The organism is Rhodovulum sp. YNF3179 (genome assembly GCF_050586465.1).
In the GTDB taxonomy this organism is placed as follows: Bacteria; Pseudomonadota; Alphaproteobacteria; order Rhodobacterales; family Rhodobacteraceae; genus CAJXYS01.
Window position 1 is genome coordinate 148,270 of the sequence record NZ_JBOCEG010000004.1, and the last position, 13,868, is coordinate 162,137.

General features: G+C 68.3%; 16 protein-coding genes. 12 read left to right on the plus strand and 4 right to left on the minus strand.

Going from position 1 to position 13,868, the window contains the following annotated elements:
* Positions 1-123: 123 nt before the first annotated feature.
* Positions 124-1,059, plus strand: coding sequence for a hydrogen peroxide-inducible genes activator (locus ACQ5SP_RS08410; protein WP_430937909.1), 936 nt, complete (start codon positions 124-126; stop codon positions 1,057-1,059).
* 49 nt (positions 1,060-1,108) lie between these two features.
* Here ACQ5SP_RS08410 and ACQ5SP_RS08415 read toward each other — a convergent pair whose 3' ends face one another.
* Positions 1,109-1,507 carry a c-type cytochrome gene (locus ACQ5SP_RS08415; RefSeq protein ID WP_430937910.1) on the minus strand — a complete coding sequence of 133 codons (399 nt, stop codon included), beginning with the start codon at positions 1,505-1,507 and terminating at the stop codon, positions 1,109-1,111.
* Between the two features lie 760 nt (positions 1,508-2,267).
* Here ACQ5SP_RS08415 and ACQ5SP_RS08420 point away from each other — a divergent pair.
* The 9 genes from ACQ5SP_RS08420 to ACQ5SP_RS08460 all read left to right on the plus strand — a co-directional run bounded on the left by ACQ5SP_RS08420 (position 2,268) and on the right by ACQ5SP_RS08460 (position 9,189).
* Positions 2,268-2,675, plus strand: a complete 408-nt coding sequence (locus ACQ5SP_RS08420; RefSeq protein ID WP_430937911.1) for a c-type cytochrome — start codon at positions 2,268-2,270, stop codon at positions 2,673-2,675.
* Positions 2,676-2,819: 144 nt separating this feature from the next.
* On the plus strand, positions 2,820-3,626 hold the full coding sequence (locus tag ACQ5SP_RS08425; RefSeq protein WP_430937912.1) for a S49 family peptidase: 807 nt from the start codon (positions 2,820-2,822) through the stop codon (positions 3,624-3,626).
* Between the two features lie 2 nt (positions 3,627-3,628).
* Complete coding sequence (locus ACQ5SP_RS08430; protein ID WP_430937913.1) at positions 3,629-3,814, plus strand: hypothetical protein; 186 nt, start codon at positions 3,629-3,631, stop codon at positions 3,812-3,814.
* A 30-nt stretch (positions 3,815-3,844) separates the two neighbouring features.
* A complete protein-coding gene (locus ACQ5SP_RS08435; RefSeq protein ID WP_430937914.1) occupies positions 3,845-4,804 on the plus strand; it encodes a calcium/sodium antiporter in 960 nt (319 codons plus the stop codon).
* Positions 4,805-4,808: 4 nt separating this feature from the next.
* Entirely contained in the window at positions 4,809-5,594 is a 786-nt protein-coding gene (locus tag ACQ5SP_RS08440) for an SDR family oxidoreductase (RefSeq protein ID WP_430937915.1), read from the plus strand.
* 310 nt (positions 5,595-5,904) lie between these two features.
* A complete protein-coding gene (gene uvrC / locus ACQ5SP_RS08445) occupies positions 5,905-7,806 on the plus strand; it encodes an excinuclease ABC subunit UvrC (RefSeq protein WP_430937916.1) in 1,902 nt (633 codons plus the stop codon).
* Positions 7,807-7,824: 18 nt separating this feature from the next.
* The gene (pgsA, locus tag ACQ5SP_RS08450) at positions 7,825-8,499 is read left to right on the plus strand and encodes a CDP-diacylglycerol--glycerol-3-phosphate 3-phosphatidyltransferase (protein WP_430937917.1); all 675 of its coding nucleotides are present in this window, start codon (positions 7,825-7,827) and stop codon (positions 8,497-8,499) included.
* The gene (gene moaD / locus ACQ5SP_RS08455; RefSeq protein ID WP_430937918.1) at positions 8,496-8,744 is read left to right on the plus strand and encodes a molybdopterin converting factor subunit 1; all 249 of its coding nucleotides are present in this window, start codon (positions 8,496-8,498) and stop codon (positions 8,742-8,744) included. The genes pgsA and moaD overlap by 4 nt, the downstream gene beginning before the upstream one ends.
* 1 nt (position 8,745) lies before the next feature.
* The gene (locus ACQ5SP_RS08460) at positions 8,746-9,189 is read left to right on the plus strand and encodes a molybdenum cofactor biosynthesis protein MoaE (RefSeq protein WP_430937919.1); all 444 of its coding nucleotides are present in this window, start codon (positions 8,746-8,748) and stop codon (positions 9,187-9,189) included.
* Positions 9,190-9,196: 7 nt separating this feature from the next.
* On the opposite strand, the gene ACQ5SP_RS08465 is transcribed toward ACQ5SP_RS08460, so the two are convergent.
* From ACQ5SP_RS08465 to ubiA, 3 genes are all read right to left on the minus strand, one after another.
* Complete coding sequence (locus tag ACQ5SP_RS08465) at positions 9,197-9,523, minus strand: hypothetical protein (RefSeq protein ID WP_430937920.1); 327 nt, start codon at positions 9,521-9,523, stop codon at positions 9,197-9,199.
* Complete coding sequence (locus tag ACQ5SP_RS08470; protein WP_430937921.1) at positions 9,510-11,528, minus strand: OmpA family protein; 2,019 nt, start codon at positions 11,526-11,528, stop codon at positions 9,510-9,512. Before ACQ5SP_RS08470 ends, ACQ5SP_RS08465 begins: the two co-directional genes overlap by 14 nt.
* A 62-nt stretch (positions 11,529-11,590) precedes the next feature.
* Positions 11,591-12,571: a 4-hydroxybenzoate octaprenyltransferase gene (ubiA, locus tag ACQ5SP_RS08475; protein ID WP_430937922.1), complete on the minus strand. Its 981-nt coding sequence runs from the start codon at positions 12,569-12,571 to the stop codon at positions 11,591-11,593.
* Positions 12,572-12,583: 12 nt separating this feature from the next.
* On the opposite strand from ubiA, the gene ACQ5SP_RS08480 reads away from it, so the two are divergent.
* Both ACQ5SP_RS08480 and ACQ5SP_RS08485 read left to right on the plus strand, forming a co-directional pair.
* Positions 12,584-13,315 carry a 16S rRNA (uracil(1498)-N(3))-methyltransferase gene (locus tag ACQ5SP_RS08480; protein WP_430937923.1) on the plus strand — a complete coding sequence of 244 codons (732 nt, stop codon included), beginning with the start codon at positions 12,584-12,586 and terminating at the stop codon, positions 13,313-13,315.
* Entirely contained in the window at positions 13,312-13,848 is a 537-nt protein-coding gene (locus tag ACQ5SP_RS08485) for a hypothetical protein (RefSeq protein ID WP_430937924.1), read from the plus strand. The genes ACQ5SP_RS08480 and ACQ5SP_RS08485 overlap by 4 nt, the downstream gene beginning before the upstream one ends.
* The last annotated feature ends 20 nt before the right edge of the window (positions 13,849-13,868 follow it).

The following is a 13,868-nucleotide window of genomic DNA, read 5'->3' on the forward strand; positions in this document are numbered from 1 at the left end:
TGCGTTCCCGGCGGGCGCCGGCTGCAGGGGACCTGCCGCCGAACCCGCTTCCGGGGTGAGTCCTACCAAAAACCCTTCATTAGAATAAGTTGAAATTTCTGATTTCAGATATAAGACACGCTTATGATGAACCTGACCCTCAAGCAGCTTCGCTATGTCGATGCCCTGGCGCGACACGGCCATTTCGGGCGCGCGGCCGATGCCTGCGCGATCTCGCAGCCGGCGCTGTCCATGCAGATCCGGGAACTCGAGGCGTCGCTCGGAACGGCGCTGTTCGAGCGGAGCACCCGGCAGGTGCGGCTGACCGGTTTCGGCGAGGCCTTCGCGGCCCGGGTCCGCGGGATCCTGCGGTCGGTGGACGAACTCGGGGACCTGGCGCGGGCGGCGCAGGATCACCTGGCCGGACGGCTGCGGATCGGGGTGATCCCGACCATCGCGCCCTACCTGCTTCCCGCGGTCATCCGCAGCCTCACGCGGATGAATGCCGGGCTCGACGTTCACGTGCGCGAGACGCTGACCCCGACGCTGATCCGCGAGTTGACGGAGGGGCGGCTCGACGCGGCGATCGTCGCGCTGCCGGTGTCGGAGCCGTCGCTGGAAGAGGCCGCCCTGTTCACCGAATCCTTCGTGCTGGTCAGGCCCGAGGCCGAGGCGGGCACCCCCGTGCCCTGCCGCGAGACCCTGCGCGAGATGCGGCTTCTGCTGCTCGAAGAGGGGCACTGTTTCCGCGACCAGGCGCTGTCGTTCTGCAATATCCAGTCGTCCCTGCCCCGCGAGGGGCTCGAGGGCAGCTCGCTCTCGACGCTGGTGCAGATGGTCGGTGCGGGAATCGGCGTGACGCTGATCCCGGACATGGCGGTGCCGGTCGAAACGCGTTCCGCGCCTGTTTCCGTTGCCCGCTTCGCGGACCCGCAGCCGACGCGCACCGTCGGCATGATCTGGCGAAAGTCCAGCCCGCTCGCGGGGCAGCTCGCACAGATCTCGGAGGTCGTCCGCGACGCGGCCGAAGGGCTGCGCGCGGGCCAGGCCGGCCGGCCCGGCCTGGCCGCGGGCGCATGATGCGTTGGCGGAACGCCTGCCCGGACGCGCCCGGGCAGGGTGTAGGCGGTTACTGCTGCAGCGACTCGAGGTAATAGGCGAGCGACAGGATCCGCCCGCGGGTATAGAGCACGGCGCCGAAGGGGCCGGGGTTCTCGACCTCCTCGTCGAAGAGCGCGCCATAGACCGGCATCGGCCCGCCATGGCCGCGCAGGCCGGTGCGCCCGTCGATCACGTGGATCACGTCCAGCATCGGGAATTCGCCGTCGTTATTCGCCGACAGCTGGGTCAGATCGGGCACCTTGTCGGAGATGATCTGGGTCAGCGGCCCTTCGCCAGCCCCGTCGGCGCCGTGACAGGTCGCGCAAAACTGCATGTAGGACCGCTCACCGACATCGGCGTCCTGGGCGCTGGCCGCGCCGGCCGAAAGGGCGATTCCGAGAGCAATGGTCAGAAACTTCCGCGACATGTAACTACCTCCGTTCGATTATTGGCTTTGATACGTGATTGCACTCTACGCCAGTCACCCGTGGGCGGCATGACATATATCAATGCTTAAACCTGATTAAGCTAACGCGAATCGGCTAGCCGATAAAAATCCTTTCCGGGCTATCCATGTGATACCCGCGCTCCGCCGGTTGCAGGCGCGCGGTGCGCGGCGGCCGGGGTCCTGCGCTTTCGCCCACAGTGTTATCCACATGGCGTCGCGCAGGACCGACCCGTCGGCGACGGCGGCCAGGGGGCCGGAACGGACGGTAAACGCACGGGAAACCGGTCTTTCGGGGGAGCTTCGGGCGCTTTGCCACCCTCGCCAAACGCCGCTCTGGCTTGGCCGGGGCGGCGCTGCCGGCTGCGGCGCCGCCGGGATGTGAAAAGAGATGCCGCCGGGCCGGCTGCCGGGCGGAGAGACGGCTGGTGGCGCGTGACTCGGCCCTCGGTGGGGATGCGCCGGGGATTGTCAACAGGCCAGAACACCGCGCGGCAAACGCGCGAACTGACAGGGTGACCACGCCTTTCGGAGGGCTTGACCGGGGGGCGGTGCCCCGAACGAAGGGGCGAACCGCTGCATTCTGCCGCCCCGGCGGATTCATCGTTGCGCATCGCGGCTGGATGCCGAGAATTCCCCCAAGGCAGAGCCTTGGTTTGCCCGGACGGCGTGGGTTTGCCTGCCGGCCAGGTTCCGCCTGTCGTAGGACCAAAAGCGCAACGCGCCGTGAGGAGAGGAAAGAATGAAACCGTTTTTCGCACTTGCCGCAGCAATGATCGTCAGCGGCCCGGCCCTGGCCGAGGGGGACCCCGCCGCCGGTGAAAAGGAATTCCGCAAATGCCGTGCCTGCCACGAGATCGTGGATAACGACGGCAACGCCATCGTTCGCGGCGGCAAGGTCGGCCCGAACCTCTATGGCATTCCCGGGGCCCAGGCGGGCGCGGTCGAGGGCTTCAACTACGGCGACAGCATCGTCGAGGCCGGCGCGCAGGGGCTCACCTGGGACGTCGAGAGTTTCTCGGCCTATATCCAGGACCCGCGCGGATTCCTGGCCGAATATCTCGGCGGATCCGCGCAGGCCAAGATGGCCGCGCAGCGGGTGCAGAACCCCGAAGACCTCTTCGCCTACCTGGAGAGCGTCAGCAACTGACACGGCTGCGCCCGGCGCAGTGCACATCCCTGGGGCGGCCTCGGCCGCCCCGTTTTCGGTCCCGAGGCGGTTTGCGGGCAAAACGCGGGGCAATCGGCGCGGCGTGCCTTGTTCTGAACGCGGCCAGCCTCTACATCCACGCCCATGAACCTTTCTCTGCCCTTCATCAAACGCCCCCCGCTGGTCGCCATCCTGCCGCTCAACGGCATGATCGGATCGGGCGGGCGCTTCGGCTCCGGCGGGCTGAACGACGCGGCCCTCGAACCCCTCATCGAGAAGGCGTTTTCCAAGGGCAAGCCCGCGGCGGTGGCCCTGGCCATCAATTCGCCCGGCGGGTCGCCCGTGCAATCGTCGCTGATCGCGGCGCGGATCCGCCGCCTGTCAGAGGAGAAGGAGGTGCCGGTCTTCGCCTTCGTCGAGGATCTCGCGGCCTCCGGCGGGTACTGGCTGGCAAGCGCCGCGGACGAGATCTATGTCGACCGCGCCTCGATCGTCGGCTCGATCGGCGTGATCTATGCCGGCTTCGGGTTCAACAGCCTGATGAAGCGCTACGGAATCGAGCGCCGCGTCCACACCGCGGGCAAGGACAAGAGCCTGCTCGACCCTTTCCGCCCCGAGCGCGAAGAAGACGTCGAGCGGCTGAAGCGGCTCCAGGCCAAGGTGCATGACGGCTTCATCGCACAGGTCAAGGCCCGGCGGGGCGACAAGCTCGACACGGCGGCGGATCTCTTCAGCGGTGACGTCTGGGTTGGCGAAGAGGCGGTCGCGCTGGGCCTCGCCGATGGGCTGGGGCACCTGGTGCCGCGCATGAAGGAACGCTTCGGCCCCAAGACCCGCTTCACCACCCATGGCCGGCGCCGGTCATTCTTCGCGCGGCTGGGCATGCGCGCGATGGAGGATGCGGCGGGCCTCGTCGAGGAACGCGCCCTCTGGGCGCAATACGGGCTGTAACCTTGGTCAAGATCGTCACCCTTTTCCTGATCGGCGTCCTCGTGCTGGCCATGTTCGGCAAGCTTCGCGCGCCCAGGTCGATCCGCCGAACGGCGGAGAAACTCCGCCTCTCGCGGGTCAAGAAATGCCGCAGATGCGGCAGCCCGATCCCGGGCGGCGGACGTTGCATCTGCGAAGACAAGACCTGACGGCAGCAAAGGCGAGGCCCCGATACCGTCATGGATTTACTCTATCTCGTTCTCGGGCTCGTGATCCTGCTGCTGGCCGGCGACTCGCTCGTGCGGGGCACGGTCAACCTGAGCCTCCGGCTTGGCATTCCGGCGCTGATCGTCAGCCTGACGATCGTGGCCTTCGGCACCTCGGCGCCCGAGCTGCTGATCGGTGTCAAGGCGGTGCTCGAGGATGCGCCGGGCATCGCGCTTGGCAATGTCGTGGGGTCGAACACGGCCAATATCCTGCTCGTGCTCGGGGTGCCGGCGATGGTGTCCGGCCTGCATACCAGCCGCTGCGACTCCAGCCGGACCTATCTGATCATGCTGGCGGTCACCGCGCTCTTCATCGGGTTGTGCTTCGTCGGGCCGATCCTGTGGTGGCACGGGCTCATCCTGCTGGCGGTGCTGTCCCTGGTGCTGGCCGATGCCTTCATCACCGCCAAGCGGTTTCGCGACAACGGCCAGGCGGCCGCGATGGAAGACGTCGAGGTGCTGGAAGAGGCCGACCCGGAAATGCCGTGGTGGCGGATCGGCATCTTCATCCTGCTGGGGCTGATCGGCCTGCCGCTGGGCGCCGACCTGTTGGTCGACGCCGCCGTGAACCTCGCCGAGGATTTCGGGGTCAGCGACACGGTGATCGGCCTGACGCTGATCGCGCTCGGCACGTCTCTGCCGGAGCTGGCGACCACCGTCATGGCGGCCATCCGGCGCCAGGCCGACGTGGCGCTCGGCAACGTGATCGGCTCCAACATCTTCAACCTGATCGCCATCGTGGGCGTCGCGTCGCTGTTCGGCGACATTCCCGTCGATCCCGAATTCCTGCGCTTCGATCTCTGGGTCATGGCGGGCGCATCGCTGCTGATCTTCCCCTTCGTGCTGATGCGCCGGGACATCACGCGGATCTGGGGTGTCGTCTTGACCGGGCTCTACTTGGCCTATGTCTACGTTCTGCTGACGGGAGTGTGAGACGATGATCCAGGGCAAGGCACTCGTGACGGGGGCGGGCAAGCGGCTGGGCCGCGCGATGGCGCTGGGCCTGGCGCAGCGCGGCTGCCCGGTGGCGATACACTACGCGAGTTCGGATACCGGTGCCCGCGAGACCGCCCGCGAGATCGAGGCGCTCGGCGTCGAGGTCGCTGTCCTGCAGGCCGATCTGCTGGACGAGTCGCAGGCCGCCACGCTGGTCGGCCGCGCGGCCGAGGCGCTGGGCGGACCGCTGTCGATCCTCGTGAACAACGCCTCGATTTTCGAGTACGACAACATCGAGACCGCAACCCGTGAAAGCTGGGACCGCCACCTGGAATCCAACCTTCGGGCGCCGTTCCGGCTGACCCAGGATTTCGCGCACCAGGCGCCCCCGGCCGCGACGGACGCTGCGGGCGAACCGGTCGCGCAGGCGGCGGTGATCAACCTGATCGACCAGCGGGTGCGCAAGCTGACGCCCGAATTCATGACCTACACGATCGCCAAGGCCGGGCTCTGGGCCTTTACCCAGACAGCGGCGCAGGCGCTGGCCCCCGGGATCCGCGTCAACGCGATCGGCCCCGGCCCGACCATGCAGGGTGCGCGTCAGACCACCGAGCATTTCGCGCGCCAGCGCGCGGCCACGGTCCTGGGCCGTGGCGCGGACCCTGAGGATATCGTCGCCGCGATGGGCTACATCCTCGAATCGAAGTCCCTGACCGGCCAGCTTCTCTGCATCGACGGGGGGCAGCACCTGGCGTGGCAGACCCCGGATGTGCTGGGCGCCGAATAAACCGCGCGCCGGCGTCGGGACGGGCTTTCGACCGGGCACTTGTCCACCCGCACCGAAGACGTCACAAATCCGTTACGATTTTTGCAGTGTTTTCAGTCGTTTGCCCGGGTCGCATAAAATTTTGACGTAATATCAAGGGGTTGTTTTTGTGCCCAAAAATTGGGCATTCCGATGAACCGCTTTGGATTCAACACGATTTTCCGAGAGGCGGATTGTTATCCGCAGGTTTATCCACAGTTTCCGTGGAAAGCTTTTCCCTTGAAAACACTTGCATGAAGATGCAGCCGAGTGAGGAATCAGACCGACGCCCATGACAGACCCGCACGCGCCCTCGAACCTGCCCCCCGATGACACCGTCCTGTCCGGCGATGCGGTGCGCGGGCATGCCTGCATCCAGGCCTATCTGCGGACGCTGCCGGGCAGCCCGGGCGTCTACCGGATGCTCGATGCGCGGGGCCAGGTGCTTTACGTCGGCAAGGCGCGGAACCTGAAGAAGCGCGTCGCGAATTATGCCAAGCCCGGCGGGCACAGCGCCCGCATCGCGCGGATGATCTCGGAAACCGCGTCGATGATGTTTCTCACGACCGAGACCGAGACCGAGGCGCTGCTGCTTGAGCAGAACCTGATCAAGCAGCTGAAGCCGCGCTTCAACGTGCTTCTGCGCGACGACAAGAGCTTCCCGAACATCCTCGTCACCGACCACGCCTATCCACAGATCCGCAAGCATCGCGGACGAAAGGCCGAGAAGGGGCACTATTACGGCCCCTTCGCCAGTGCCGGCGCGGTGAACCGGACGCTCAACCAGCTGCAAAAGGCGTTCCTGCTGCGCAACTGCACCGACTCCACCTTCGACTCGCGGACCCGGCCCTGCCTGCTCTACCAGATCAAGCGCTGCAGCGCCCCCTGCGTCGGCTATATCGGCGAAGAAGCGTATGCCGCCCTGGTGGCGGATGCCGAGCGGTTCCTGTCGGGCAAATCCACCCGTATCCAGGAAAAACTCGCCGCCGAAATGGACGCGGCTTCGCAAGGGCTCGAGTTCGAGCGCGCGGCGGCGCTGCGCGACCGCATTCGGGCGCTGACCCAGGTGCAGTCGGCCCAGGGCATCAACCCCCGCGGCGTGGCCGAGGCGGACGTCATCGCCGTCCACATGGAAGGCGGGCAGGCCTGCGTCCAGGTCTTTTTCGTCCGGGCGAACCAGAACTGGGGCAACCGCGATTTCTATCCCCGCACCGGCGCGGGCGCCGAGGCTCCCGAAGTGCTCGAGGCGTTCCTCGGCCAGTTCTATGCCGACAAGGCGCCGCCGCGGCTGCTGCTCCTGTCGCATCCGATCGAGGACGCGGACCTGATGGCGGACCTCCTGGCCGAACGCGCCGGCCACAAGGTCGAGATCGCCGTGCCCCGCCGTGGCGAGAAGGCGGAACTGATCGCCCACGCCACCCGCAACGCGCGCGAGAGCCTCGGCCGCCGGATGGCCGAGACCGCCACCCAGGGCAGGCTGCTGAAGGGCCTGGCCGAGGCCTTCGGGCTGGAGACGCCGCCGCAGCGGATCGAGGTCTACGACAACTCGCATATCCAGGGCGCGAACGCGGTGGGCGCGATGATCGTCGCGGGCCCCGAGGGCTATCTCAAGAACCAGTACCGCAAGTTCAACATCCGCGGCGACGCCCTGACCCCGGGCGACGATTTCGGGATGATGAAAGAGGTGCTGACGCGCCGTTTCAAGCGCCTGCTCAAGGAGGATCCCGACCGCGAGAGCGACGCCTGGCCGGATCTTCTGCTGATCGATGGCGGGCAGGGACAGGTCAGCGCGGTGGCCGGGATCATGGCCGATCTCGGCGTGGACGACATCGCGATGGTCGGGGTCGCCAAGGGCGTGGACCGCGACGCCGGCAAGGAGGAATTCCACCGCCCCGGCCAGCGGCCTTTCGCGCTCCGCCACAACGATCCGGTGCTCTACTTCGTTCAGCGCCTGCGCGACGAGGCGCACCGCTTCGCGATCGGCGCGCACCGCCAGAAACGCGCCAAGGCCGTCGGCGCCACGCCGCTCGACGAGGTGCCGGGCGTGGGGGCGACGCGCAAGCGTGCGCTGCTGGCGCATTTCGGATCGGCCAAGGCCGTCAGCCGCGCCGGGCTCGCCGATCTGAAGGCGGTCGACGGGATATCGGAATCGCTGGCCCAGACCATCTATGACTTCTTCCATGACCGCGGCTGACGCGGTAGGAACGGGGCCATGATCTGGACGCTGCCCAACATCCTGACAGTGCTGCGCCTGCTGGCCGCCCCGGCGGTGGCCGTCATGTTCCTGTATTTCGCGCGGCCCTGGGCGGACTGGTTCGCGCTGATGCTTTTCGTCGGCGCCTCGGTGACGGATTTCGTGGACGGCTACCTTGCCCGCGCCTGGAAACAGGAAACGAAGTTCGGCCGCATGCTGGACCCGATCGCGGACAAGGCCATGGTGGTGATCGCGCTGCTGATCGTAACCGGGCTTTCCGGGATGAACCCGTGGATCCTGCTGCCGGCCACCGCCATCCTGTTCCGCGAGGTTTTCGTGTCGGGCCTGCGCGAGTTCCTGGGCGCCAAGGCCGGGCTCTTGCAGGTCACGCAGCTGGCCAAGTGGAAGACCACGGTGCAGATGGTCGCGATCGCGGTGCTGTTTGCGCGCGGGCTCTTCGAGCATTATTTCGGTATGCAGACCATCGGCATGGATGCCGAGCTTGTCGGCCGCATCCTCGCCGGCGAGGAAGAGGATGCCGTCGGCCTCGGCTGGAAATACAACGGGGCCATGGCGACACATTACGGCGGCATCGTGCTGCTCTGGGTCGCGGCGGCGCTGACGCTGGTGACCGGCTACGAGTATTTCGTGAAATCCTTGCCTTACCTGAAAGAGAACGAGGAGCCCCGATGATAGACGTTCTCTACTTCGCGTGGGTGCGCGAGCGGATCGGTCTGCCCAGGGAGCGGGTCGAAACCGGTGCGGAAACGGTGGCTGAGCTGGTCGAGGAGCTGCGCGCGCGCGAGGATCGCTACGCCGCCGCTTTCGCCGATCTCTCGGCATTGCGGGTCGCGGTCGACCAGGAACTGACCGGTTTCGACGCGCCGCTCGACGGCGCGCGCGAGGTCGCCTTCTTCCCGCCGATGACGGGGGGCTGAGATGGCGGTGCGCGTGCAGGAAGCGGGCTTCGACCCGGGGGGCGAACTGAACGCGTTCACCGCGGCCGCCGCGGGCGCCGGGGCGATCGTCAGTTTCACGGGCGTGGTGCGCGATCTCGATACGGGCGGGCTCGATCGGATGGAGATCGAGCATTACCCCGGCATGACCGAGTCCGCGATTGCCAAGATCGAGACCGAGGCCGTCCGCCGCTGGCGCCTGGCCGACAGCCTGGTGATCCATCGCTACGGCGCGCTGGCCGCGGGCGAGACGATCATGATGGTGGCCACCGCCGCGCCGCACCGCGCGGATGCCTTCCAGGCGGCCGAGTTCCTGATGGACTACCTGAAATCCCGCGCGCCCTTCTGGAAAAAGGAAGTCACCGCCGACGGCGCCGCCTGGGTCGCGGCCAGGGACGAGGACGAGGACGCGCTTTCGCGCTGGTGACGCAGGGTCAGCCCGCGTTCAGCTTCTCGATATAGCCGCGCAGCTCCTCGGCCTCGTGGCGAGCCTCGCGCAGCCCGTCCATCGTCGCGCGCAACTCGGCCTCGGTCTGGCCGAGCTGGCTGGTCAGTTCGGCTTCGCGTTGCTGCAGATAGGTGATCGCCTCGTCGCGGGCTTCCTCGGCCTCGTGCAGGGCCGAGGCCATGCGGTCCAGCTCGGCCATGTCGGCGCCGGTCACCCGTGTCAGCCGGTGAAAGAGCCAGGAGCCGAGCCAGCCGAGGCCGAAGGCGACGAACAGGATGATCGCCGTCACCAGTATGAACTCAGTCCTGTCCATCGCCCGTCTCCGTCTCTTCCCTGTCCTCCGGCGCCGGCCGCGGCGCCGGTTCCGGCACGTCCGTCGCCGTGTCGGCGTCGATGACCCTCGGCGGATCGGCCGGCGCCGCTGGCGGATCGGCCGGGGCCTCCGGGGCCGCGTCACTCTGCGCCGTATCGGCGTCGGATTCCACCTCTTCGAGGGCCGGGACGATCAGCTTGAACGCGATCCTGCGGTTGGCCTCGCGGCCTTCCTCGGTATCGTTGTCGGCGATAGGCTCGGCCTCGCCATAGCCCTGGGCGGTGAGGTTCGCGGTCAGGACGCCACGCTGTAGCAGCCCGTCGAGCACGGCCTCGGCACGGGCCTGGCTGAGGGCCAGGTTCATGCTTTCGCGCCCCTGGCTGTCGGTGTGGCCGCCGATCTCGATTTCCATCTCGACGTCTTCGCAGGCCTGAAGGATGCCGGCGATCTCGTCCACCACCTGCTGCGCCTCGGCGTCGATATTGCCCGATCCGGGGGCAAAGGTGATCTGCTGCTCCTCAAGCACCGACTGGATGTCGGCGACGCATTCCTCGGGTGTCGGCAGGTTTGCCAGGGGATCGAGCGATTCGTCGTAGCGAATGTCGATCTGGAAGCCGCCGCCGTCGCCCAGCCGTTCCGAGAAAAGCTGGGTCACCCGCGCGCGGGTTTCGGTCTTGCCGGTCACGCCGCGCAGCGTGACGCGGTCCGGCGTTACCCGCAGGCTGCCGTGGTTGAGCTGTCCCAGCCCTTCGATCCCGGCCAGCACGCGGTTGGCCCAGCCTTCGGGCAGGTTCTCGGCGATGCGGGTCGCATCGTCGACATTGCCGGCGCCGAAGCGGGCATGCGCCACGCTCTGGACGGCGGCCTTGACGCGCGCGGTTCCGAGACGCCCGCGCAGTTGCACGAGCCCCTCGGGGCTGCGCGTCGCGATGAATTCCCGCGCGATCTCGCCGCCCTCGCCGTCCTCCTCGGCCGGGGCCGGGGGCAGGATCGCATCGAGCGAGAAAACCTCGGGGAGATCCTTTTCGAAGGCGTGCACCACGGTGTCGAAACGCTCCTGGTTCAGCCCCTGCGGCGCCACGAGGCTGATATCGGCATCGGCGAAGGTGACGCTGCCGCCGCCAAGCGCCGCGACGGTCTCGATCGCGGCCGCGACGGCGCCGGCCCAGCGCGGCGTCGGCGCGCCCAGCCCGATCGGACAGTCCGCCTTGCCGTCGAGCCCGGCCGCGTGGGCGGCCCTGAGGATGCGGTCGCGGGCCTCCGTGGTATCGGCCGAACAACTGTCGAAGCGGGCGCCGTCCCCGTCGAGAATGAAGCGCAGCGTGAAGGGGGTGATGACCGGCCGGGGGGCGCTGATCTCCAGCGCCAGGACCAGCTCTTCGGGGGCCGCGCGCCGCAGCGTCGACTCGAGCCGCCGCTTCTCGTCCGGGCTGTCGGAAATGGCCGCAACGGTCACCGCGCCGGCGCTGACCGATATCTTCGACTGCGGCAGGGTCCGGAGCGCCGTCAGCGCGAACTCGACGGCACCACGCCAGCCGTCGGGTGCGGGATGGTCCGCGGTCTCCAGCATGTCGGTGACCCAGGCCGCCTCGGACAGGGCCTCCGCGCCCGAGAGCACGTATGCGCGGCTCTCCTGGCCGGGCACGAGTCCGATCAGCGAAATCCGGTCGCCGTTGCGCAGGATCTCTATGCTGAAGCGCGGCGGTGCCAGGTCTTCGGACGGGCGGACATCGGTCATGTCCACGATCCGGTCGGGGTTCACCGTCTCGCCCGCCACGCTGAGCGCCTCGAAGCGCCCGGCCTCGGTCGGCGCGGTGCCGGCGATGCGCACCTGCAGGCCGTCGGTCGCGACGCTGGCCCAGTCGTGACCCTTGAGCGAGAGCGCCCGTTCGACCGCCTCTGCGGAGCGGGTTTCGATGGCGTTCACCGCGGTCACCGCCACCCCGAGACTGACGGCCGCTGCCAGGGCGAAGGCGATGATCGTGAAGAGATGGGTTCTTTTCATAGGCTCAAGAAGGCTCCGGTCCCCGGCAGAACATCTCTACGGTCGTGCGCCGGGGCGTGCAATCAGGCGATCAGCGCGGCGGCAAGAAACAGCGCAGGAATCAGCCCCGCATCGCGGTTCGAACGAAAGAGCCGAAGGCAGATGTCGGGGTCGTCGATATCCAGCCGGCGCAACTGCCAGACCATGTGCCAGCCGAACGCCCAGCACCCCGCGAGCGCCAGGGTCAGCGCCAGCACATTCGCCCCGGCCGGCACCATCGCGGTGATCACGGCCGCCGTCATCAGCACCACCGAGGCCACCATGAAGAGCCTCAGCCAGGTTCCGGTCCGGTCGCCGAAGAGTCGCGCGGTGGATTTGACGCCGATCAGCGCGTCGTCCTCCTTGTCCTGGTGGGCGTAGATCGTGTCGTAGAACAGCGTCCAGGCCATGCCCGCGAAATAGAGCAGCACCGGGGGCAGCGACAGCGATCCGGCATGGGCCGCCCAGGCCAGCAGCGCGCCCCAGTTGAACGCGATGCCGAGGAAGATCTGCGGCCACCAGGTGAAGCGCTTGGCGAAGGGATAGACCGCGACCGGCGCCAGCGAGATCACGCCCAGCAGGATCGCCACGGGATGGAAGGTCAGCAGGATGCCGAGCGCGATCAACGACTGGATCGCCATCCAGGCCAGCGCCTGCCTGACCGTGACCTGCCCCGACGGCAATGGCCGCGACCGCGTCCGCGCCACGCCGGCGTCGATGTCGCGGTCGGTGATGTCGTTCCAGGTGCAGCCCGCCGCCCGCATCAGGAACGCGCCTGCCCAGCAGCCGGCGAAGATCCAGGCATCCTCCCAGCGGGGGCCGGCCGGGTCGGCATTCGCGGCCAGCAGCACGCCCCACCAGCAGGGCAGCAGCAGAAGCCAGCTGCCGATCGGCCGGTCGGCGCGGGAAAGCCGCAGATAGGGCCGCGTCCAGGCCGGGGCGTGCCGGTCGACCCAGTTCCCCGTGACCGCGTCGGAGACGCTGCCGGGCTCTCCGGGCTCTGGCGTTCGGCTGTCGTCGGTCATATGGTCCCGCCCATGTCGGATACGCGTCCAAAGGTCAGGCTCTGTGTAGAGCACCCGCTCGGCCCCGCGCAATCGGTTCCTCTGGCGCGCGACCAGGCGCATTACCTCTTCAACGTCATGCGGCTGAAGCCGGGGGACGCGGTGGCGCTCTTCAACGGGCGGGATGGCGAGTGGCGTGCCGAGGTGGCCGAGGCCGGCAAGAAGGGCGGCACGCTGACCTGCAGCCTGCAGACCGCGCCGCAGCTCGATCCCCCCGATCTCTGGCTGCTCTTCGCGCCGGTCAAGAAAGCGCGCACCGATTTCATCGTCGAGAAGGCCGCCGAGATGGGCGCGGCCCGCATCCTGCCGGTGCAGACCGGGTTCACCAATTCCGAACGCATCCGCCGCGACCGGTTGCAGGCCCATGCCGTCGAGGCGGCCGAGCAATGCGGCGGCACCTTCGTGCCCGAGGTGGCGGACCTGGCGCGGCTCGACCAGGTTCTCGACGCCTGGCCCGAAGATCGCCGTCTGATGTTCTGCGACGAGGCAGAGGTCGGCGCCGGTCTGGCGCTCGACGCGGCCGGGCCGGGACCCTGGGCGATCCTGGTCGGCCCCGAGGGCGGCTTCACGGAGGCCGAGCGTGCGCGGCTTCGGCGCCTGCCCTTCGTCACCACGGTCAGCCTCGGCCCGCGCATCCTGCGCGCCGACACCGCCGCGGTGGCGGCGATGACGCTCTGGCAGGACCGGCTGGGAGACTGGCGATGAGTTTTATCCGCCCGGAAGTGGTCGCGCAGCTCCTGCGCTGGCGCGAGGCGCTCGCGGCGGTCGGGGTCACGATCCTAGGGCTCTGGGCGCTGGGGCGCGGGCTGGGGCGGGGCGACTGGCTCCTGCAGGGTGTCGGCGGGGTCCTGATCCTCGGCGGTGCGGTCGTCGCCTGGGCCGCGATCCAGCGCGCGCGCTTTCGTGGTGGCGGCCAGGGCCCCGGCCTGGTGCGGGTCACCGAGCGCCAGATCACCTATATGGGTCCGATCCATGGCGGCGCGGTCGCGCTGTCGCGGCTCGAGGAGCTGGCACTGGTGCCGGCGGGCGGCGGGGATCGGCACTGGATGCTGCATCACGAAGACGGCCCGCCGCTGGCGATTCCGCTTTCCGCGGACGGGGCGGAGGCGCTCTTCGATGCCTTCGCGGCCCTGCCGGGGCTGGATACCGCGCGGCTGGTCGCCGCCGTCGAACGCGGGGACGCCGGCAAGCAGGTGATCTGGACACGGCGCGCGCGGACGCAACTGCCCCGGTCTTGACTTGGCCGCGCAGGCGCGCC